General features: G+C 60.0%; 24 protein-coding genes. 11 read left to right on the top strand and 13 right to left on the bottom strand.

What is annotated here, in order from left to right:
* Positions 1 to 36: 36 nt before the first annotated feature.
* The 11 genes from H8L67_RS01015 to H8L67_RS00965 form a co-directional block, all read right to left on the bottom strand.
* A complete protein-coding gene (locus tag H8L67_RS01015; protein WP_220379953.1) occupies positions 37 to 447 on the bottom strand; it encodes a low affinity iron permease family protein in 411 nt (136 codons plus the stop codon).
* A 27-nt stretch (positions 448 to 474) separates the two neighbouring features.
* On the bottom strand, positions 475 to 783 hold the full coding sequence (locus H8L67_RS01010) for a hypothetical protein (RefSeq protein ID WP_220379952.1): 309 nt from the start codon (positions 781 to 783) through the stop codon (positions 475 to 477).
* 22 nt (positions 784 to 805) lie between these two features.
* Complete coding sequence (locus H8L67_RS01005) at positions 806 to 1,036, bottom strand: hypothetical protein (protein WP_220379951.1); 231 nt, start codon at positions 1,034 to 1,036, stop codon at positions 806 to 808.
* A gap of 128 nt (positions 1,037 to 1,164) precedes the next feature.
* On the bottom strand, positions 1,165 to 1,983 hold the full coding sequence (locus H8L67_RS01000) for a murein L,D-transpeptidase catalytic domain family protein (RefSeq protein WP_220379950.1): 819 nt from the start codon (positions 1,981 to 1,983) through the stop codon (positions 1,165 to 1,167).
* A 96-nt stretch (positions 1,984 to 2,079) separates the two neighbouring features.
* Complete coding sequence (locus H8L67_RS00995) at positions 2,080 to 3,003, bottom strand: L,D-transpeptidase family protein (protein ID WP_220379949.1); 924 nt, start codon at positions 3,001 to 3,003, stop codon at positions 2,080 to 2,082.
* 73 nt (positions 3,004 to 3,076) lie between these two features.
* On the bottom strand, positions 3,077 to 4,972 hold the full coding sequence (locus H8L67_RS00990) for a M61 family metallopeptidase (protein ID WP_491546935.1): 1,896 nt from the start codon (positions 4,970 to 4,972) through the stop codon (positions 3,077 to 3,079).
* 114 nt (positions 4,973 to 5,086) lie between these two features.
* On the bottom strand, positions 5,087 to 6,334 hold the full coding sequence (locus tag H8L67_RS00985; protein WP_220379947.1) for a TCR/Tet family MFS transporter: 1,248 nt from the start codon (positions 6,332 to 6,334) through the stop codon (positions 5,087 to 5,089).
* A gap of 8 nt (positions 6,335 to 6,342) precedes the next feature.
* Positions 6,343 to 6,960, bottom strand: a complete 618-nt coding sequence (locus H8L67_RS00980; RefSeq protein WP_220379946.1) for a DUF2239 family protein — start codon at positions 6,958 to 6,960, stop codon at positions 6,343 to 6,345.
* Between the two features lie 53 nt (positions 6,961 to 7,013).
* The gene (locus tag H8L67_RS00975) at positions 7,014 to 7,964 is read right to left on the bottom strand and encodes an NAD(P)/FAD-dependent oxidoreductase (RefSeq protein ID WP_220379945.1); all 951 of its coding nucleotides are present in this window, start codon (positions 7,962 to 7,964) and stop codon (positions 7,014 to 7,016) included.
* Positions 7,927 to 8,526, bottom strand: coding sequence for a GTP cyclohydrolase I FolE (gene folE / locus H8L67_RS00970; RefSeq protein WP_220379944.1), 600 nt, complete (start codon positions 8,524 to 8,526; stop codon positions 7,927 to 7,929). Before folE ends, H8L67_RS00975 begins: the two co-directional genes overlap by 38 nt.
* A gap of 14 nt (positions 8,527 to 8,540) precedes the next feature.
* On the bottom strand, positions 8,541 to 8,894 hold the full coding sequence (locus H8L67_RS00965; RefSeq protein ID WP_220379943.1) for a hypothetical protein: 354 nt from the start codon (positions 8,892 to 8,894) through the stop codon (positions 8,541 to 8,543).
* Between the two features lie 188 nt (positions 8,895 to 9,082).
* Between H8L67_RS00965 and H8L67_RS00960 the strand changes: the two genes are divergently transcribed.
* From H8L67_RS00960 to H8L67_RS00935, 6 genes are read left to right on the top strand one after another with little or no spacing between them, the layout of a single operon-like run.
* Complete coding sequence (locus H8L67_RS00960; protein ID WP_220379942.1) at positions 9,083 to 9,877, top strand: ABC transporter ATP-binding protein; 795 nt, start codon at positions 9,083 to 9,085, stop codon at positions 9,875 to 9,877.
* Positions 9,874 to 10,626 (top strand): MlaE family lipid ABC transporter permease subunit, encoded by a 753-nt coding sequence (locus H8L67_RS00955; RefSeq protein ID WP_220379941.1) that lies wholly within the window; start codon positions 9,874 to 9,876, stop codon positions 10,624 to 10,626. Before H8L67_RS00960 ends, H8L67_RS00955 begins: the two co-directional genes overlap by 4 nt.
* A gap of 9 nt (positions 10,627 to 10,635) precedes the next feature.
* Complete coding sequence (gene mlaD, locus H8L67_RS00950) at positions 10,636 to 11,172, top strand: outer membrane lipid asymmetry maintenance protein MlaD (RefSeq protein ID WP_220379940.1); 537 nt, start codon at positions 10,636 to 10,638, stop codon at positions 11,170 to 11,172.
* Positions 11,169 to 11,816: an MlaC/ttg2D family ABC transporter substrate-binding protein gene (locus tag H8L67_RS00945; protein WP_220379939.1), complete on the top strand. Its 648-nt coding sequence runs from the start codon at positions 11,169 to 11,171 to the stop codon at positions 11,814 to 11,816. The genes mlaD and H8L67_RS00945 overlap by 4 nt, the downstream gene beginning before the upstream one ends.
* A gap of 2 nt (positions 11,817 to 11,818) precedes the next feature.
* Positions 11,819 to 12,100 carry an STAS domain-containing protein gene (locus tag H8L67_RS00940; protein WP_220379938.1) on the top strand — a complete coding sequence of 94 codons (282 nt, stop codon included), beginning with the start codon at positions 11,819 to 11,821 and terminating at the stop codon, positions 12,098 to 12,100.
* A gap of 12 nt (positions 12,101 to 12,112) precedes the next feature.
* A complete protein-coding gene (locus H8L67_RS00935; RefSeq protein ID WP_255555983.1) occupies positions 12,113 to 13,183 on the top strand; it encodes an MlaA family lipoprotein in 1,071 nt (356 codons plus the stop codon).
* Positions 13,184 to 13,190: 7 nt separating this feature from the next.
* Here H8L67_RS00935 and H8L67_RS00930 read toward each other — a convergent pair whose 3' ends face one another.
* Positions 13,191 to 14,555, bottom strand: coding sequence for a DNA recombination protein RmuC (locus H8L67_RS00930; protein WP_220379937.1), 1,365 nt, complete (start codon positions 14,553 to 14,555; stop codon positions 13,191 to 13,193).
* Positions 14,556 to 14,690: 135 nt separating this feature from the next.
* On the opposite strand from H8L67_RS00930, the gene H8L67_RS00925 reads away from it, so the two are divergent.
* The 5 genes from H8L67_RS00925 to H8L67_RS00905 all read left to right on the top strand — a co-directional run bounded on the left by H8L67_RS00925 (position 14,691) and on the right by H8L67_RS00905 (position 18,194).
* Positions 14,691 to 15,188 carry a TspO/MBR family protein gene (locus H8L67_RS00925; protein ID WP_220379936.1) on the top strand — a complete coding sequence of 166 codons (498 nt, stop codon included), beginning with the start codon at positions 14,691 to 14,693 and terminating at the stop codon, positions 15,186 to 15,188.
* Positions 15,189 to 15,202: 14 nt separating this feature from the next.
* Positions 15,203 to 15,535: a hypothetical protein gene (locus H8L67_RS00920; protein WP_220379935.1), complete on the top strand. Its 333-nt coding sequence runs from the start codon at positions 15,203 to 15,205 to the stop codon at positions 15,533 to 15,535.
* A 9-nt stretch (positions 15,536 to 15,544) separates the two neighbouring features.
* Positions 15,545 to 15,904 carry a lysozyme inhibitor LprI family protein gene (locus H8L67_RS00915; RefSeq protein ID WP_220379934.1) on the top strand — a complete coding sequence of 120 codons (360 nt, stop codon included), beginning with the start codon at positions 15,545 to 15,547 and terminating at the stop codon, positions 15,902 to 15,904.
* A gap of 70 nt (positions 15,905 to 15,974) precedes the next feature.
* Positions 15,975 to 16,283 (top strand): hypothetical protein, encoded by a 309-nt coding sequence (locus H8L67_RS00910; RefSeq protein ID WP_220379933.1) that lies wholly within the window; start codon positions 15,975 to 15,977, stop codon positions 16,281 to 16,283.
* 192 nt (positions 16,284 to 16,475) lie between these two features.
* Complete coding sequence (locus tag H8L67_RS00905) at positions 16,476 to 18,194, top strand: histidine kinase (RefSeq protein ID WP_220379932.1); 1,719 nt, start codon at positions 16,476 to 16,478, stop codon at positions 18,192 to 18,194.
* Positions 18,195 to 18,204: 10 nt separating this feature from the next.
* Here the strand turns inward: H8L67_RS00905 and H8L67_RS00900 are convergent, their stop codons facing one another.
* Positions 18,205 to 18,912 carry a VIT1/CCC1 transporter family protein gene (locus H8L67_RS00900; RefSeq protein WP_220379931.1) on the bottom strand — a complete coding sequence of 236 codons (708 nt, stop codon included), beginning with the start codon at positions 18,910 to 18,912 and terminating at the stop codon, positions 18,205 to 18,207.

The raw sequence follows: 18,912 nt of genomic DNA, 5'->3' as shown, positions 1-18,912 counted from the left end.
ATCAGCCGTCGGTATTACGGCGAACCCTTTGCCGCGTCAGGTATCCGGTGTGTCAGTGTCTTGGTTGCCGTTCTCCAATGCCGCGCGCGCGGTTGCGGCCAGCATCCGGTATTTGGCGCGGAATTCGTCCAGCCGATGATCTTCCAAATCTTCCAGATCCAACAACGCGTTGTGCGCGCCTTGCGTGGCGCGAATCAATTCGTCGAGTTTGATTTGAATGGCTTCGGTGTCGCGGTTCTGCGTGTTTTGAATCAGGAACACCATCAGAAACGTAATGATGGTCGTCGCGGTGTTGATGACCAGTTGCCAAGTGTCGCTGTATTTGAAGATCGGCCCCAAGACCAACCAAACGATGATGAGCAACACGGCAAAGGCGAACACTGCGGGTCGGCCGCAAAAGCGCGAAGCGCTTTGTGCGATCCGGGAATACAAATTCGTTGTTTTCATGCCATCCCTCGTCTTTGTTCGTGACCCTCAGGCAAAACGGAAGTGCAACCAGATGCAAAAAAGAACCAGACCGACCACGGCTTGCAGCCATAGCAAGGCTTTGGGTAGCGGTCTGCCGGACGTCACTTTTTTGGCGTAGTGCAGAGCGACGAATCCGAGGCCCATCGTCAATGCGTAAACCACGACCCAGGCCATCCACGCGATAGCCACACCCAAGCATTCGAACCCTTCGCAGGGCACGACATACAAATACACCGCGCAAGCACACAACAGCGCAACCAGTACTGCATGGAGGCCGATCAGGATTGACGGCAGTCTGCTATGCGGAGTGTGCATTCAAATCCGGGAGAGGATTCTCTCAAGCGACGCGCGCGACCGCGGCGCCCTGCGATCGGCCGCCGAGCAAACGGGCCGGCAGGAACAGGAGCGCGCGCAAGAACGCAAACACGGCGCCGAGGGTGATGCCCACCAAGCGGAACGGCAGCGACAACAGCCAAACGACCGGCCAAAGCACCAGCGCCAAGAGCGCCAACGGCCAACACAATACGAACAAAACGCACCAAGCAATCAGGGTCAATAGGGTTTTCATGATCGGGACTCCATCAATCCATCATCATTGCGCGGTGTCGCGTAACGGAACCTATCACACGCCCGCCAACGCCACGAAAAAGCCCCGCTTTCGCGGGGCTCTGCAGTGTCGATCGGTCCTGCCTCAAATCAGGGCGCGGCAACCGCCACAGCACCGCCGCCGGCGTTGTGCTTGTTGTCGCGGGCGCTGGCCATGATCTGCGCCACGGTTTGGCCGTTGCAGCCGAAGAAGCGCGAGGAATGCAGCCAGTTGTTGTCGTTCGCATACGAGAACACCAACTGCTTGTCTTTCATGATGTTGATCACTTTGGCGGCAACGGCGCGACGCAATGCCGGGCAACCATAGCTGCGGCCGATGCGACCTTGGCTGGCGATCATGTTCGGATTCACGTAGTCGGCACCGTGCATGACGATGGCGCGTTGGCGCGCGTTGTCATTGAAGCCGCGGTCGAGGCCGTCCATGCGCATCGAGTAGCCGTTGCCACCCTCGTAGGTTTCAGCGGTCAGGAACAAACCGATGCTGGTTTTGTGGCTGTTTTCGGTGTTGCCGAACGAGGTGGCGTAATTCATGCCACTGCCCTGTCCGTGCGCGACGTATTCGTTGAACAGCAAGGTGTTGTTGGCGAGGTCGAAGACCCACAAACGCTTTTCCGTCGACGGACGCGAATAGTCGATGACGGCCAAGCGGCTGGAGTTCGGGACGTCGCCGTTCAAGACGGCGCAGCTGCGCGCTTCCAGCGCCAAAGCCAACACGCCCGGGTCGGCGGTCGGCGCCAGCTTTTGCAATTGCGCCAGTTCCTGCTGCTGCGGCGTCAGAACAGTCATCGCCGGACGGATGGGCGATTGGATGACGCGCGGCTGCGGTGCTTGGGCGGTCTTCGGCGCCGTGGTACAACCGAACAGGGTTGAAGCGGTCAGACAAATGAAGAGGGCGTGAAGTCTTTTCATGCGTGTGAAGATACACGCACAACTTCTTGATTTGCATGAATGGGAGACCGAAATCTTCGGTCACGCGCATTCATTTTTATCAACAAATTCCGGCGCTTAGCTCGGCTGCACCGTCGTTTCAGCGGTGGATGCCGGCGGCGCGCTGGCCGGTTTTTGCGGGTTTTCAGGGCTTTCCGCGGCAGGCGACGGCGGCGCCGGTTGTGGCGTCAGGGCCGGATCTTCAGCCTTTGGAATGGCGGGTTTCAATTCAGCCGGAGTTTCGGCTTGTGAAGGCGTTTCGGCCGGGTTTGCGCGAGCCGGCGCATTCACATTGTCGCTGGCGGTCGCCACAGGTGCCGCCGGGTCCTTGGTTTTGCTCGCGACCTCATCGACCGGCTTCTTCTTGGCGGCCACCGGCCAAGTGCCGGCATCCGCTTCGGGCACCGGCACGCCGGTAATCGCATCGATCGGTGCCTGGTCGCCCGGATGAATCAGGTTCTCCACCGAGGCGGTCAGGTCATCCGTGATGATGACGCGCGTACCGATCTTGGTAATGCCATAGAGCTTTTCGGAGAAGGCCTTCGGCATCCGCACGCAGCCATGCGAGGCCGCGTGACCCGGGTTGTAGCCAGCATGCAAGGCAATGCCGTCCCAGGTCAGTCGCTGCATAAAAGGCATGGGCGCGTTGCTGTACAGGTTGGAGTGGTGCATGGTCTTCTTTTGCAGAATCTCATAGCTGCCCGACGGTGTATCGCGACCGGCGATGCCGGAGCTGACCGTGGAAACGGCAATCCGCACCCCGTTGCGATACACGTGCATCCGCTGCTCGTTCAAGCTCACGACAATGACCACCGGACCCGTGGGCGACAGATCCGGCGCCCATGAGAAGGTGTTGGGCTTGGTCACGTCAGGGTTCAAGGTCAGCAGCTTTTGCTTGGCTGCCGACGTTGTCTTCGCTGTGATCGTTTTCTTTGCCGCTGATTGCGCGTGCGCCGACCCGACCAAGGCCAGCGCGATCGCCATTGCCAAAACCGCACGCATGTCTCACCACCACCCCGTATTCAGTCAACGCAGATTACCCGAAGCGGCGTGAACGGGGTGGGGTGAATTTCCCTCACTTCTTGGAGAAGATCGGCGTCAGGTAGTCGGTCTTGCCTTTGATCTGCTCGAGGTGCGGGTAGCGCTTGCCCTCGTAATACGGCAGTTCAATCGTCCGGAAGCGGTTGAAATCCTTGACCGTCAAACGAATGGGTCGCTTGCTGGTCTTGGCTTCGGTGATGGCGTCGTTCAACACTTCCGCGCTGTATTCGACATCGTTCACCGCCACCAGGGTCATGCCGGTGCCGATGCCGGCATTGAAGGCCGGGCTATCCCAACGGGTGTCGCCGACCTTGCCGGCCTTGTCGGTCGTGATTCCCAGGGAGTAGACGAAATCGCCGCGACCGGATTCCTTGGCGGCCGCTTTCGCAGCGTCGGTCGGGGTGTCTTTGTAAACCAGCTTCCAACCCGCGTCTTCGATGGTTTTGGCGAACGACACGCGTCCTTCCAAGCGATCGCGCAACCAGGTGCCCCAATCCATCGGCAGCACGTCATTCAAGGTCGACACGACTTCGTCGAAGTTGTAACCGAGCGGCGTTTGCCATTGGCCGTCGTTCTTACCAAAGAAAGCCGCGGCGAAGTTGTCCAACGATTTCTTGCCGCCGGTCTTCGAACGGATGAGTGCGTCAGCACCCAACCAGATGAGCTGGCCGGCGCTGTAATAGTCTTCACTCAACTGATAATTGCGATACGGTTTCGGGCGGCGTTGCGCGATCACCGGATCGTAGGTCGTGTCTTGCACCGTGCGCCAATCCAGACCGGTGGCGCCGTCGGTGTAATAAGCGACGACCGATGCCAAGGTGTCACGCGAGCGATCCATCGGACGCAGGCCGGAGCGCGCGGCAAGCACGTTGCCCCAGTATTGGGTTTGACCTTCATAGACCCAGAGCAGGCCGTCGTCGAGCGGCGTGTTGAAGTTGCCGACCATCTGGCCATCCGGGCGACGGTACTTGCCGTTCCAGGAGTGGGTCATTTCGTGCGGCAGCAAATCGTCGCTGCCGGTCTTCTTGTCCCAATCTTTGAAATAGCCCAATTCCTGGCCGTTTTCGCTGGAACGTTGGTGCTCAAGCCCGTTGCCCGCCATTTGCGTGGACAGTGACAACAGGAAGTCGTAGTGATCGTAGTGCTCCGAGGCGTACAGCTTTTTCGCTTGGCGCAGCAGTTCCTTGTGTTGTTCGATGTGTTCCGGCTTGGTTTCGAGGTACTTGGCCTCGTCCGCCACCACATTCAAACGCACCGGTTTTTGACCCGGTTCCGACAACAGGACTTGCTTGTAGTGGCGTCCGGCGTAAACCGGCGAATCCGCCAACACTTCCAAAGGCACTTGTTTGTAGGTGACGGTGTCGCCTTGCTTGGACGCGACATCCAGCGCGGTGCCCGCGCCCCAACCGCTCGGATACTTCACCGACGGGTTGAACAGAATCTTCGACTGCGCATAGCCCGCCGGGTACAGAAGCACGGCGTTCCATTGCAGGTTGAGCATGCTCGGGGTCATCACCACGCGGCCTTGGCCGGAGTCGGTCGGCGTCAGGTATTGGAATTCGGCCTTGATATTGCTGACACCCGCGGGGACATCCAGATTGAAAGCGAACACATCCAGCGGATCCCGCGTCCACACCAGCGGCTTGCCGTTGGCGGTGAATTTGATGCCGGCGATTTTGTCGATCGGGCCACGCGGTGAGTGATTGCCGGGCAACCACTCCGGATACAACAGGGTCAACTTGCCGGGCTGCACAGGGATGTCTTGCGAAATGCGCATGATCCGTTGTTGCAGATTGGTCGCATCCACCGCGACATTGATCGGACCGGCCGGATAGGCCTCGTCCTTGACCGGAATGGTCTGTGCGGCGACGCCTTGAATGGCGAATGCGCAGGCCAATGCAAGCGCGGAACGAACTGGCAATTTCTTCAACACGATGTGGCTACCCCGAATTCGATTGAACACTTCATCCTATCGAACGGGGTCGGCACCGTATGTGCCGAAAGACATAGGCGACGTGCGCGCGGTCGCTTCTTGGCCGCGCGCTCAGTGCCCGGCTTGCGTATCCGGGTGGGTCCGCCAGTGCTTGAATGCCAACACGAGCGCCATGCCTAGCAAACTCGCGGCAATGAACCACGGAATGCCGGGCAGTTCGATCGGGGCGCCGCGACCGATGAATTTGGCGAAGGTGAAGGTGTACAAGGCGGGACCGATAATGCCGGCCAGCGACACCAAACTCGCCATCGCGCCTTGAATGCGCCCCTGCACTTCCGGCCCCACCTCGCGGGTGACCAAGGCTTGCGCGGCAGGCCCGGCCAAACCCCATAGCGCCATGATCGGTACCGCACACAGGAACAAGGTGCCGGTCGGCGCGGCGCCATAGGCGGCGAAACCGACGACCCCTGCGAGCAACCCCAACACCAACGCTTTGTGTTCACCGAGCACGGGTACCCACTTGCGCACCAAGAAGCCCTGCACCAAGGCCGAGCACACGCCGACCACGGCCAACACTTTGCCCACCGCCAACGGACCCCAGTCATAACGGTAATCGGCATACAAGACGAAGACGCTGGGATAGACGTAGTGCGCGAGATTGCTTAACAACAGGATCAGGGCGAGGGCAAACAGCTGCGGGTATTGCAGGATCAACTTCACCGAACCGACTGGATTCGCGTGTCGCCATGCGATGGCGCGGCTGCGATTTTCCGGCGCTAATGACTCCGGCAAAACGAACAGGCCGTAGAGGAAGTTGGCGAGCGCGAGCACAGCGGCACCCCAGAACGGATAGCGCAAGTCATAGTGGCCGAGCCAACCGCCGAGCATCGGGCCGATGATGAAGCCGACGCCGAAGGCCATGCCGACCATGCCGAAGGCGCCAGCGCGTTTGTCTTTGGGCGTGACATCAGCAATGTAGGCATTCGCGGTGGTGAAGCTTGCCGAGGTCACCGCCGAAATCACACGCCCCACGAACAACCACATCAATGACGGTGCCAAAGCCATGAAGATGAAGTCCAAGCCAAGGCCGAGGCAGGACAGCAAGATCACCGGGCGTCGTCCGAACCGGTCGGACAAAGCCCCTTGGATCGGCGCGGAAAAGAACTGGATGGCCGCGAACACCGTGCCGAAAATGCCGACCCAATACGCGGCGCTCTTGGTGTCACCGCCCACAAATTGTTCAACCAGATGCGGCAGCACCGGGATGATGAGCCCGAACGCGAGGATGTCGATCAACACCGTAATGAAAATGAAAACGAGCGCCGCTTTGCGTTGCGGTGCTTTCAACGTGGTTTGCATGGGTGATCTCAGGCGTGAAGTGCGTTGCCGGCCAACATCAACACGTGGTCGCGGATGTCGTCGGGCCAAATGGCGATGTGGGATTCGAAACCGGCGAAATCGCGTGCGAACAGTGCACGCGTCGCTTCTTCAAAGCCCGGGAGGTTGCCGGCAATCGCCGACATGAAACGATAGCAGCGTTCCTGAGATTGTCGAACCCGGTCGGCCCCCTCGTGCAGCTTTCGGGCGTCTTCGACCAGCTTCCGCAGCGCCACCGAGGCACCGCCGGGTTGGGCGTTCAACCATTGCCAGTGCCGCGGCAACAAGGTGACTTCGCGCGGCACCACGCCGAGTTTCGGTCGTCCACGACCGCGCTTGAGGGGGGTTTCAGGCGTCGATGCGGGGGCGGCCAAGTGGGCGCTGCCTGCGCTCATGGCATAACGATGAGTGACATCGGTGACGCTGCCGCGCAGATCCAGCTCCATGGCGGTGCCGTCTTGATCGTTGAAAACCAGCAGTGCCGGCACATGATCCATGTGCGGGAAACGCTGTTTCACCTTGATGGCCACATGGCGCAGTTCGCCCCAAGCCAAACGCTCATGGTCAAGGAAGGCGGTGCATCGGGTCGTGGCGGGATAGTAGGACATGGCGGCAGTGTGATCGGGGGGATGCGGCCATTATTTATATCCGGATAAAATTGTCAAGCGTCTTGGTTTTCCCGGAAATTGCGCGCCAAGCGCCGGTGGATGGCCGTCGCGGCAACCGCGGCATGGCCCACGGCCACGCTGATTTGATTCAAGGCACTGACCACATCGCCGATGGCATATAGCCCGGGCACGCTGGTCTCCAGATCAGCCCCCACTACGAGCTCGTCGTTGTCGTCGTGTTTCGCGCCCAGGGCCAAGGCCAAACCGCTTTGCGCCACGCTGCCCAAGACGGGATAGACCGTGTCAAACAATGCGCTGGCGCCGTCGCCGAAGCTAACTTCCGTCTTGCCTTCTTTCAACGCCATCGCGGTTGCCGGCGCGCGAATCGCCACATTGGCGGCGTCGGCTTCCGCTTTCAAATCGGGGTCGGGTGCCTCAGCGTCGGTGGGCAGCACGCAAACGCGCTCGGAATAACTGCGCAAAAACAGCGCATGACGAATGCCCTCATCCACCGGTGCGAGCACGGCGATATGCGCATCACTGGCCTCATAGGCATCACAGACCGCACACAGGCGAATGGCTTGGCAGTCAATCGCTTCGGTCAGACCTTGCATGGCGGGCATTTCGTCGACCACACCCGAGGCGAGGATCACAAAACGCGCTTGCCAGCGCCGGCCATCTTCCGCGGTGGCGCAAAAAGCCTCATCCGCCAGCTTCTCCAAACGCGCGATGCAGCCGTCAGTGACCGCCACACCATAGTTCGCCGCTTGATCGCGATAGCACTTCAGGAGTTGATCGCCCTCCACGCCCAAGGGAAACCCGGGGCAGTTGTGACTGGTGGGAATCCAGCGCGCGCGGCTTTTGCCGGCATCCACCACCACGATGTCACGGCGATAGCGCGCGAGATAGGTCGCGGCAGTGAGTCCCGCAGGACCCGCGCCGATAATCAGCACATCGTGCAGCGGCTCAGCGCCGGCCGGTTTCGATGAAGCGGAGGAATTCATTGCGGGTGCGCGCATCTTCGCGGAATGTGCCGAGCATGCTCGAGGTCAGCATGCTGACCCCGCGCTTGTGCACGCCCCGTGTGGTCATGCATTCGTGCGCACCCTCCACCACCACCGCCACGCCTTGCGGTTGCAGTGCGCGTTGGATGCAGTTGGCGATTTGCGCCGTCATTTTTTCCTGTACTTGGAAGCGTCGCGCATAAGCGTCAACCACGCGCGCGAGCTTGCTGATGCCCACCACACGGCCCTTCGGCAAATAGCCCACGTGCACGCGCCCGATGATCGGTGCCATGTGATGTTCGCAATGGCTCTCATATTCGATGTCGCGCAGGATGATCATTTCGTCGTAACCGCAGACCTCTTCGAAGGTGCGCGAGAGATATTCATCCGGATCGATGGCGTAACCACTGAACCAATCGGCATAGGCTTTGACCACGCGCTTGGGCGTGTCCAACAAACCTTCGCGTTCGGGATCGTCGCCCGACCATTTCAACAGGGTGCGGACGGCGGCTTCAGCCTCGGCACGCGACACATCATTGCGGATATCGTCTTGATCACTCATGCCGACAGTTTAGATTAGGCGCAGTGACCGCGTTGGGGTCGATCGATTTGACCGGGCGACTCGGTGTCGAGCAATTGCCAGGTTTCGCGCACCGCGCGGCGTGCCTCCGGCCAGATCAGACGCGAGCGGCCATGTGCTTTTGCCCAGGCCCTGCGCAATTCGCCTTCCACTTCTTCGAATTGTCGGTGGCGAAAGCGCTGATAGGTGTCGTAGCCGAAGGCGTAGGCGGGCGCATAGTCCGTCCATGCGCGTCCGGCGGAATAGTACGGCGACCCCAGATAGCGGTCGGAAAAATGGGCGACACATGCATAGCGGTTCTTGAACATGGCGTCGTGTCCGTGCGCTGTCTTTGCTGCTTTCGAATTCATGTGATCACTGTCGGACATGCGCATGCGTGTGGTCGTGAAAACGGCCGATGTCGGCGCCCGTCATTTACCCGGCGGTGGCGCTTGTCGCGCCGGCATGAAACGCCTCGTTAAAGTTTCGTTTAGAGACATAAGCTGCATTCAGCTTTTAGGGGTCATCCTTCACGGTGATTTCCTGTGTCCGTGACGCCGTGTCCGCCTCCGCCCTCCCCGCCATCGCTGTGGATGTCAGCGCGCTCCGTTTGGTGCGCGACGGGCAGGTCGTGCTCGATGGTGTGGACATCCGGGTGCCGAAGGGCAGCGTCACGGCGGTGCTAGGCCCCTCCGGTAGCGGCAAGTCGACCTTGCTCGCTGCGCTGATGGGCGAGCTGGCACCAGCCAAGGGCAGCGTGACTGTGTTTGATGCGCAGGTGCCGGCCGGCAAGACGCGCGCGCTGCTCGCCTTGCGCAAACAGATGGGCGTGCTGCTGCAGGGTAACGGCTTGTTGTCGGATCTGACTGTCGCGCAGAACGTGGCTTTGCCGATCGAAACCCATACCCGACTGCCGACGGACGTGATCGATCGCTTGGTCGAACTGAAATTGCATGCCGTCGGTTTGCGCGGCCTCAAAGACGCGTTCCCGCGCGAGCTCTCGGGTGGACAAGCGCGCCGTGTGGCGTTGGCGCGCGCCTTGGCCTTGGATCCGCCGCTGATGATTTACGACGAACCCCTCACGGGTCTCGATCCGATTGCCGCCGGTGTGATCACCGAATTGATGGGGCGCTTGAACAAAACCCTCGGACTGACCAGCGTGATCGTCACTCACCACGTGCATGAAACCCTGCCGATCTGCGACCACGCCGTGGTCATCGCGAATGGCCGGGTGGTGTTCCAAGGATCGCCCGCGCAATTGAATGCCAGCGATGATCCGTGGGTGCGTCAGTTCCTGGATGGCGCCGCCGATGGCCCGATTGCTTTCGATGCGCAGCCGAGGTCGTACGCATGAGTACGTTGTTCAACGGCGTCCGTGACATCGGTCGCATGGGTTTGTTCTTCTTCGCCGTGTTGCGCGCCTCGGTGCCGACTCCGGCTTTGTTGCGCGAATTCGTGCGCGAGATCTACAAGATCGGTGCGCGTTCATTGCCGATCATTCTGGTCGGCGGTGCCTTTGTCGGCTTGTCGGTCACCTTGTTGGGCTATCGCGCACTGGATACCTACGGCGCGAGCAACCAGGTCAGCGCGATGCTGGGCCTCGGGCTGTATCGGGAATTGGCGCCGGTGTTGACCGCGTTGCTGTTCATCGGCCGCGCCGGTTCCTCCATTGCGGCCGAGCTGGGCTTGATGCGCGCCACCGATCAAATCACCGCATTGAATTTGATGGCCATCGATCCCATTGCCAAAGTGGTGGCGCCGCGTTTTTGGGCGGCCGTGTTGTGCGTTCCATTGTTGGTGGCGTTCTTCGTTGCAGCGGCGATTGTCGCGGGTTGGTTCGAGTCGGTGCACATCATCGGGCTCGACGACGGCACGTTTTGGCAGGTGATGAAAGATGCCGTCGATGCCAGCCACGATTTCATTCCGGCCTTCATCAAGGCCTCGATTTTTGGTGCCATTGCGGCGCTGATCGCGGCTTTCGTCGGCTTCCATTCCGAGCCCACCATCGAGGGCACCTCGGTTGCCACCACGCGCGCCGTGGTCAATGCCTCGCTGATGGTGCTGATGTTCAACTTTGTGCTCTCGGCATTGATGTTCCGCTGAGGAGGAAAAATGAGTTTGCGTGCCCCCCGTACAGAATTCGCAGTCGGAATCTTCCTGCTGCTCGCCTTGGCCGTCGTGCTGGTGTTGGCCATGGCCTCCACCAACGGCAAGTTCGGCTTCGGTCAGAGCGCCGGTTATACGTTGAAGGCGCGGTTTACGGCGATCGGCCAGCTGCGTGACAACGCACCGGTGCGCATCGGCGGCGTCACCGTTGGCCGTGTCGACAGCATCAAACTCGACCCGCAGCGTTTCGACGCCGTGGTGAGCTTGAAGATGCAACCTGAATTCAAGGATCTGCCTGCAGACACCACCGCAGGCATATTCACCAGCGGTTTGCTCGGCGAAGCCTACATTGGCTTGCAACCGGGTGGCGATCCGGACGTCTTGAAGGCGGGCGACGAAATCGTGATGACCCAATCCGCCGTTGATTTGCTGCAACTTGCCAGCAAATACATGTTTAGCAATAACGCACCGAAGTCCGATGCCGCAGCGACCGAAGAGGCCGACGGCAGCGCACCCGCAACCCCCGATGGAACCGAAAAATGAAGAAGTTGATTTTGTCTGTTGCCCTGAGCGCGGCCGCCATGACCGTGGCGCCGACCATGGCGTTGGCCGCTGCACCGGCAACGGCGAGCGCCAAACTCGGCGCACCGTCGCAACTGGTGTTGAGCAATACCACGCGCGTCCTGACCACGCTTGAGAAGCGTCGTGCCGAATTCAAGAAAAACCGCGCAGCCTTGAACAGCTTCGTGTATTCCGAATTCAATCAGATGTTCGATCGTGATTACGCCGGCCGTTTGGTGCTGGGCGTCAACGGTCGTGGCGCATCCGATGCCGACGTTCGCGCGTTCAGCGACGCCTTGGCTGACAGCCTGATGCAGCGTTACGGCAGCTCGCTGCTCGATTTCAACACCAAGCTGACCCCGCGCGTGAAATCCGAAATCGCCCTCCCGCAAAACAAGGGTGTGCGCGTGGTGAGCGAGCTGACGCGCGCCGGCGGTGACCCGATTCCGGTGACCTACTTGATGCACCAAGTCGGCGGCACCTGGAAAGTGTTCGACGTGATGGTGGAAGGCGTGTCGTTCGTGCAAACCTTCCGTAGCCAGTTCGACGCCCCGTTGCGCCAAAAGGGCATCAAGGCCGTGACCGCGGACCTGCGTTCGGGCTCGATCAAGGCGAAAGCCAACTAAGCATGCGCAATGACGACGCCCGCGCGACGTTGACCGACGGGCGCCTCGGAATCTCCGGGGCGCTTTCTGTCTCGAACGTGGCTGCACTTTGGGCGGAGGTGTGTCGTCTTCGATACAACGTGCTCGACTTGACCGGATTGACCTCGGCCGACAGCGCGGCACTGGCGATGCTCTCAAAGCTGCAGGATAATCAAGCGTCCGCCGAAGTCCACGGGCTCCCTGCGCACTTGGACGCACTTCGCCAAGCCTATCGCTTGGACCCGCATTTGCGATTCACCGCCTAAGAAAATCACGTCATGACCTTGCGCCACGTTGCCGCTATCGCTGCACTTGCTTTTGCGCTTTCCGCATGTGCAACACGGCCTGTGGGCCATGTGTCGGGCACGCCTGAACAAGTGGCAGTTTCATCTGAAGTCACTGACGGCGTAGAAGCTTCTGCCACGGCAAACACGGCACGGGTTGAGGCGGGCGATTCGACGCCGGTCACCGACGCGAAAACCGAAGCAACAGTTACAGCTACTGCCAAACCTTCCGCCCCCACAGATGCAGCCGGCGAAGCGGAAGCCGATTTCAATGTGCTCTATGGCAACGCCGAAGACGACGACAGCGTCGACGGCGGCGTGGTGTCGCAAATTCGCGATCCGTGGGAAAAATACAATCGCAAAGTCCACGAATTCAACAACGTGATTGATCGCGCCATTTTGCGGCCGGTGGCCAAGGCCTACATCCGTGTCGTGCCGCGCCCGATCCGCACCGGCATCAGCAACTTCTTCCGAAATTTGAGCCAACCCATCACTGTCATCAATGCGTTGTTGCAAGGCAAGCCCGACATCGCGGCCAATGCCACGATGCGTTTCGCGCTGAACTCGACCTTCGGTTTGGGCGGTCTGCTCGATCCGGCAAGCAAGATCAATATTCCGAGTGAACAGGAAGACTTCGGTCAAACCTTGGGCACCTGGGGTTGGAAACAATCGCGCTATGTGGAATTGCCGATGTTCGGCCCGCGCACCCTGCGTGATGTCGTTGGCATGGTGGTGGATCGCCCGTTGAATCCGACGCGTCATTTCGATCCCGAATCGCAAACCGGTATCGGTGTGCTCCAGGTCGTGGATATCCGCACCCAGCTGTTGTCGGTCGACAGCATGCGCGAAGGTGCCGCCGACGACTATCTGCTCTATCGCGATTCCTGGATGCAGCGTCGCAGTTTTCAGATCTTCGGCGACGATGACGACGATGACAAAGGCGTCCCCGCGTATCTGCTGACCGCACCGGTGCCGATGGCGGAAATGGCGAAGCCCGCACCGACGCCGAAGAAGAACAAAAAGATAAAACCGCGCCGCGGCGTCTCGCGTCCGCCGGCTTACTGAGAATATTTCACGCGTCGTCGTCGGCTGCCGGCAACTGCAGTTCGGCCGCGTCCTCTGGATACGGCAATGCCTCGACGTCGCGCAACTTGCGTTCGAGCACGCGTGAACGCACGCCGGTTTCGTCGATCTTGTTGCTGGCCTCGGTCAGCTTCTTTTTGACGGCATCGAGGGTGGCACCGAATTTCCCGAACTCGGTTTTGACCTGACCCAACGTTTGCCAGACTTCGCTCGAGCGCTTTTCGATGGCCAAGGTTCTGAAGCCCATTTGCAACGCGTTCAAGACCGCCAGCAAGGTGGTCGGTCCGACCAAGGTGATGCGATGCGTGCGTTGGATGTCTTCGAACAAACCGGGACGCCGGATGGCTTCCGCATACAGCCCCTCGGTGGGCAGGAAGAGCAACGCAAAATCCGTGGTGTGTGGCGGCCCGACGTACTTTTCACGGATTTTCTTCGCTTCGTCGCGCAATCGGCGTTCCAACGCGGCACCCGCGGCGTGCGCGCCGTCGACATCGGCTTTTTCTTGCGCTTCCACCAGGCGTTCGTAATCTTCGCGCGGGAATTTGGCATCGATCGGCAGCCAGATTTGACCGCTGTCTTTGGGGCCGGGCATACGGATCGCAAACTCCACGCGCTCTGCCGAACCGGGCAGGGTGGCCACGTTGGCCGCGTACTGATCCATCGTCAACACATCTTCGAGCAGGGCGCCCAATTGGGTTTCACCAAAGGTACCGCGCTGCTTCACGTTGGTGAGGACGCGCTGCAAACTTCCGACATCGGAGGCCAGTTGTTGCATTTCGCCCAGGCCGCGTTGCACCGATTCCAAGCGCTCGGAAATCATGCCGAATGAGGCGTTGAAACGTGTCTCCAAGGTGGATTGCAGTTTTTCATCCACGGTCTCGCGCATCTTCTCGAGCTTCTGCGCGTTGTCGGCCTGGAGGGCCTTGAGTTGCGTTTCCAATGAATGCCGCAACTCGCCCATGCGCTGTTCGTTGCCCTGGGTCAACTCCGACAAGCGCTGACCGAGGCTGTCGGCAAACACTTTCTGTTGTTCCAGCGCCGCAGCGCGCGTCTTGTGGGCTTCCTCCGCCAGCGACAGACGGAATTCATCCAAGCGACGATCGGTACGCTCGGTGAGCGCGTTGACCTTTTGATCGAGTCCGGCGTGGTGTTGCGATTGCCCGCGCCCTAGCGCCTCGAGCGAATCACGCAACTCTCCGCGGCCGCCCCGTTGTTCATCGCGAAGCGCCGCTTCCAGCTGATCGCGCAAGCGCGCCATCGCCGCATCGGGTTTGCGCAACAACAACAGGATCAAACACACGATGGCCACCGCGACGGCCAGCAACACGATCCACAAGAGCATTTCATTAGACATGCCCACAGTTTAAGACGGCTTCCGTCTCACTGGATGCGACCCCCGCCACAGCCGGGCGCGTGAAAACTTGCACACGGGTTTGGCAAGCGCGATGACACAATGCCGGGGTATCTCATTATGCTAAGGACCGTTTATATGCAAGCGGCATCGAAAGGAAAGCAAGCGATGGCTTTGCTGGTGTGGCTGGCCATCACTTTTTCCGCCTCGGCCATCGGCGCGATCGCCTCGGTTCGGGCGGCGTCGTTCTACGGACAACTGGTGCAGCCGGATTGGGCGCCGCCCTCAGCGGTGTTCGGACCGGTGTGGACGGTTTTGTATGCACTCATGGGCGTGTCCGCTTGGTTGGTTTGGCGAGAAGGCGGTGTGGCCAAGCACCGCTCCGCGCTGACGCTGTTTCTCGTACAGCTTGCCGTGAATGCGTTGTGGAGCTGGCTCTTTTTCGCTTGGCATCGCGGCGCGCTGGCAATGGCCGACATCATTTTGCTTGCGCTGTTGATCGTCGCGACAATGCGGTCATTCTGGAAGGTGCGTCCGCTCGCCGGCATCTTGCTCGTCCCCTATTTGTGTTGGGTGTTGTTTGCTTCCGCGCTCAACTACGCGGTATGGCAGTTGAATCCGAACGTTCTCGGTTGATCAAGGAGAGACCCGTGCGAATCCCTTTTTGTCTCCCCGCACTGTTGGCATTGACCGGGTGCGCAACGCTTCCCGAAGACAATGGCGAACATGTCATCGCTCATGGCGCGGACGTTGCCCGCGACGTGAAGCTCTGCAAAACCAATATCGCGGAACTCGAAGCCCGACTCGGCACCCCGAGCCGCGACGGCGTTCTTGGCACCGCCCGCATCACCACCTGGGTTGTTGAATGGGATCCGCTGGCCAAGTATCTCGGCGTCATGACCGATGCCGCCGGAACGGTGGTCGATGTCTACTGGAACCTGCCCTCCGAAGTGCAGTGGTCACCCGTCAATCGTTGCAAGTAAGGAAGTCTCATGAAACATTTGATCGTGCTCGCCCTGTTGCTCGGTAGCGGCGCCGCCACAGCGGCTTCTTTCAATTGCAAGAAAGCCGCCACGTTGGTCGAGAAGGAAATTTGTGCCAACCCGACGCTTGGCAGACTCGATGACGCATTGAAGAAAAATTACGACGGCGCCCTGGCGACGAACATCGGCGAGGAGGCGCGGCGCGAAATCAAATCCAGCCAGCGCCTTTGGCTGAAGAAGCGTGATACCTGCAAGACGGCCGCGTGTATCGAAGCGATGTATCGCCAACGGATTGATGCGCTCTGTGACTATCCCGCAATCAGCGGGGTGAATTGGGGCTGCGCCGTGACCTCGGACGAGATTCACTGATCGTCGTCACTTCATATTCGCCACACATTCGGAGCGGATGCTGGCGCCACTGAAGACACGGAGACGACGCATGACCAAGCAACTGTTGACCCGCCCCGCGCTCGGCACGGGATTGCTCTTGATGATTCCGATGGTGATGACGCTCGTCGATCGCGCCAAAGCGCCCGGTGAAGGTTGGCATTGGAGCCCGATGGATTTCGTCATCATGGGCGCCTTGTTGTTTGCGGCCGGTCTCGCTTACGAACTCATCAGCCGACGCCTGAAGACGCCTGCACAACGTTGGCTCGCCGGTTTGGGTATTCTCGTGATAGTGGTATTGGTGTGGGTCGAACTCGCCGTGGGCGCACTCAGCCAGCTCTTCGCCTATCTATTCGCCTGACCGGAGTGCCCGATCGGCAAGCACACCTTTACCGGGCGCGGATGACCGCACCATGGGGCCGACCGTATTTGCACTCAAGGAACTCGACGCTGCCAACACCCAACGAATCATCGCCTTGACCGCGCCCCAGCGATTCACGGGATTCGCGAAATTCCGAACGGCCTGGGTCGGCTTTGATTATTCTGTCTTGGAGTGGCTGATTTGGAATGGATCAACGTGCCGACCCGCCCGCGTACGGCACCCGCCGACGACCCTTTTCCCTCAATGTTTCGCGCTTTGCCGAAGGCAGCGCGATTGCCCACATTGTGTCTCGCCGTTGCCGCGGGCATTCTCCTGTTTCAGCTGGTCGGCTTTACGCATTGGGGGATCGGGGCTTGGGTGCCGTTCATGGCCATCTGGATGTTGCCCAAACGTCACTGGTGGGCCTTGGTTCTGACTCAAATCGCCACATCCCTGATGTACGGCATGTTGATAAGCCACGCCACGGGTGATGGTGACAACGCCTTTCTCGGTTTCTCCCCCGGCCCCGTGCAGCTGTTTTTGGGGAGTTTCGTCCACCCGTTTACCAATCTTATCGGGCCTTGGCTGATGTTGCGCGCCGGGATCCGGGCGCGCGATGCGGTCAGTGCGCGCACCTTGGCCTGGCTGCACGTTGCCGCCATGGCGAATTTCGCGGTTCCAGCGTTCAAAGATGTGATTTACGTCCTGTATGAAGGTCGTATCGGGGACGTGCGCGGTTACATCCGCGGTTTCTATTCCGCTTTGGGCAATGCAGATGATTGGGCGCGCTTGGGCGAGTTTTACATCTCGCATTTAATGGGCGGCTTTGTCGGCCTGATGGTCTCGGTGCCCTTGGTGCTTTGGTGGCTTCAACGCAAAACACTGCAAGGCAACGGCATGATTCTTCGCCATGCGGCTTTTTCGCTGCTGCCGATAATGACACTGTACGTCGGCTTGTCTTTGGCAGCAAAGGGTTTGTCGTTGGCCGAACTGCTGCGTTTGCTGTTGATGGTGGCGGTGATCGTGTTTGCCGTGAAGCATGGCTGGCGGGGTGCGGCGATCTCCGCCTTTGCAACCAGCTGCGCGGTCGCGATCGAAGAGCATTTGGGCGGTTTCTCACGCAACCCGATCTGGGTGCAGTTGTTCATTGCCATCGTCGGCGCGGTGGCCTTGATGTTCGGCTCGGCATTGGAAGAGCTGCGGAAAAAGAATACAGATCTGCTGCGCATGCGCGACGACTTGATCGATTTGGCACGCCGCCTGCAAAGCAGCGCCACCCGAACTGTCCAGTCTGAAGAACGCGAACGCAGACGTTTGGCTTCAGAGTTGCATGACGAGTTCGGTCAGACCCTGGTGGCTTTGGCAACACAGTTGCAGCAGGTTTCACCGCTCTTGCAAGCAACCGGCGGCCAAGCCTACGTCATTGCTTTGGCGGACACCGCCAAAGCGCTGCGCAAGCATTTGACCTCCACTTTGGAAAGTTTGCGGCCTGCCGCGCTTGACGAATTGGGCCTGTATGGAGCGATTGAAAACGGCGCGCTGCGCGACTTGGCAGAGCGCGCCGGTCTGGATTACCACGTCGAACTGGCGGGCGACGGGCGTCTCTGGCTGCAACTGGAAGACGCCACCCGCGTGGCCGCCTATCGCGTGGTGCAGGGTGCGGTCACCAATACCATTCGTCACGCGCGGGCCAGCAGCTGCCGTGTGCGTTTGCGGCTGGAAGCGCGGCATACAGAATTGTGCTTGCTGGTGACCGTCGACGACGACGGCATCGGCCGCGTCGAACAGATGACACACAACCATGGTCTGAGAGGTCTCGAAGACCGGATGGTCGCCATGGGCGGCGTCCTGCGCTTGCGCAATCTCGAACCCGGAATCCGCGTCCACGCCTTGCTGCGCCAATCGGTTTAAACCCGAATTCTCAGACCGCAGAAACTCCGAACAGACGGCCGATGGCCCATGTGGCCGCCATCGCGAGCGAACCCCACACCATCACGCGCGTAGCGCCCTTCACCGCCGAAGCACCGCCGAGGTTGCCGGCAATTGCACCGAGGGCCGCCAACAACACCAACGTGACGCCCGCCAAATAGACGGGTAGTTGTGCGCCCTTCACCACCCACACCAAGAACAGCGGTGGTAGCGCACCCACGGCAAACGCGGCAGCAGAAGACAAAGCGGCTTGTACAGGCTTTGCCGCATGCACTTCACTGATCCCTAGCTCGTCACGCAAATGCGCGCCAAGCGCATCATGTGCCGTCATGGCTTCGGCCACTTGGGTAGCCAATTCTTTGCTCAAGCCACGACGCTGGTAAATGAAGATCAACTCTTTCAATTCCGCTTCGGGCATTTCAACCAATTCTTGCTTTTCTTTGGCAATGTCAGCCGCTTCCGTATCTGCTTGCGAACTGACCGAGACATACTCGCCAGCCGCCATCGACAGCGCCCCAGCCACCAAGGCTGCAAGCCCCGTCAACATCACGGTGGCGGGTTGTGCGTCGGCCGAGGCCACACCCATAAGCAAAGAACTCGTCGAAATCAAACCGTCGTTCGCGCCGAGAACGGCGGCGCGCAGCCAGCCGATCCGGTCAATGCGATGCGCTTCGTGATGGGACTTCGCAAGCTTGGCCAT

Source organism: Lysobacter soyae, from assembly GCF_019551435.1.
Lineage (GTDB): Bacteria > Pseudomonadota > Gammaproteobacteria > Xanthomonadales > Xanthomonadaceae > Solilutibacter > Solilutibacter soyae.
The sequence above is the reverse complement of the archived record's forward strand: the minus strand, read 5'-3'. Positions and strand labels throughout refer to the sequence as shown.

Bases quoted from the DNA above. Each gene is read 5' to 3' on its own strand.
- H8L67_RS01015 (WP_220379953.1), bottom strand. From the start codon at position 447: ATGAAAACAACGAATTTGTATTCCCGGATCGCACAAAGCGCTTCGCGC.
- H8L67_RS01010 (WP_220379952.1), bottom strand. From the start codon at position 783: ATGCACACTCCGCATAGCAGACTGCCGTCAATCCTGATCGGCCTCCAT.
- H8L67_RS01005 (WP_220379951.1), bottom strand. From the start codon at position 1,036: ATGAAAACCCTATTGACCCTGATTGCTTGGTGCGTTTTGTTCGTATTG.
- H8L67_RS01000 (WP_220379950.1), bottom strand. From the start codon at position 1,983: ATGAAAAGACTTCACGCCCTCTTCATTTGTCTGACCGCTTCAACCCTG.
- H8L67_RS00995 (WP_220379949.1), bottom strand. From the start codon at position 3,003: ATGCGTGCGGTTTTGGCAATGGCGATCGCGCTGGCCTTGGTCGGGTCG.
- H8L67_RS00985 (WP_220379947.1), bottom strand. From the start codon at position 6,334: ATGCAAACCACGTTGAAAGCACCGCAACGCAAAGCGGCGCTCGTTTTC.
- H8L67_RS00980 (WP_220379946.1), bottom strand. From the start codon at position 6,960: ATGTCCTACTATCCCGCCACGACCCGATGCACCGCCTTCCTTGACCAT.
- H8L67_RS00975 (WP_220379945.1), bottom strand. From the start codon at position 7,964: ATGAATTCCTCCGCTTCATCGAAACCGGCCGGCGCTGAGCCGCTGCAC.
- folE (WP_220379944.1), bottom strand. From the start codon at position 8,526: ATGAGTGATCAAGACGATATCCGCAATGATGTGTCGCGTGCCGAGGCT.
- H8L67_RS00965 (WP_220379943.1), bottom strand. From the start codon at position 8,894: ATGAATTCGAAAGCAGCAAAGACAGCGCACGGACACGACGCCATGTTC.
- H8L67_RS00955 (WP_220379941.1), top strand. From the start codon at position 9,874: ATGAGTACGTTGTTCAACGGCGTCCGTGACATCGGTCGCATGGGTTTG.
- mlaD (WP_220379940.1), top strand. From the start codon at position 10,636: ATGAGTTTGCGTGCCCCCCGTACAGAATTCGCAGTCGGAATCTTCCTG.
- H8L67_RS00945 (WP_220379939.1), top strand. From the start codon at position 11,169: ATGAAGAAGTTGATTTTGTCTGTTGCCCTGAGCGCGGCCGCCATGACC.
- H8L67_RS00940 (WP_220379938.1), top strand. From the start codon at position 11,819: ATGCGCAATGACGACGCCCGCGCGACGTTGACCGACGGGCGCCTCGGA.
- H8L67_RS00935 (WP_255555983.1), top strand. From the start codon at position 12,113: ATGACCTTGCGCCACGTTGCCGCTATCGCTGCACTTGCTTTTGCGCTT.
- H8L67_RS00930 (WP_220379937.1), bottom strand. From the start codon at position 14,555: ATGTCTAATGAAATGCTCTTGTGGATCGTGTTGCTGGCCGTCGCGGTG.
- H8L67_RS00925 (WP_220379936.1), top strand. From the start codon at position 14,691: ATGCAAGCGGCATCGAAAGGAAAGCAAGCGATGGCTTTGCTGGTGTGG.
- H8L67_RS00915 (WP_220379934.1), top strand. From the start codon at position 15,545: ATGAAACATTTGATCGTGCTCGCCCTGTTGCTCGGTAGCGGCGCCGCC.
- H8L67_RS00910 (WP_220379933.1), top strand. From the start codon at position 15,975: ATGACCAAGCAACTGTTGACCCGCCCCGCGCTCGGCACGGGATTGCTC.
- H8L67_RS00900 (WP_220379931.1), bottom strand. From the start codon at position 18,912: ATGGCCAAGCTTGCGAAGTCCCATCACGAAGCGCATCGCATTGACCGG.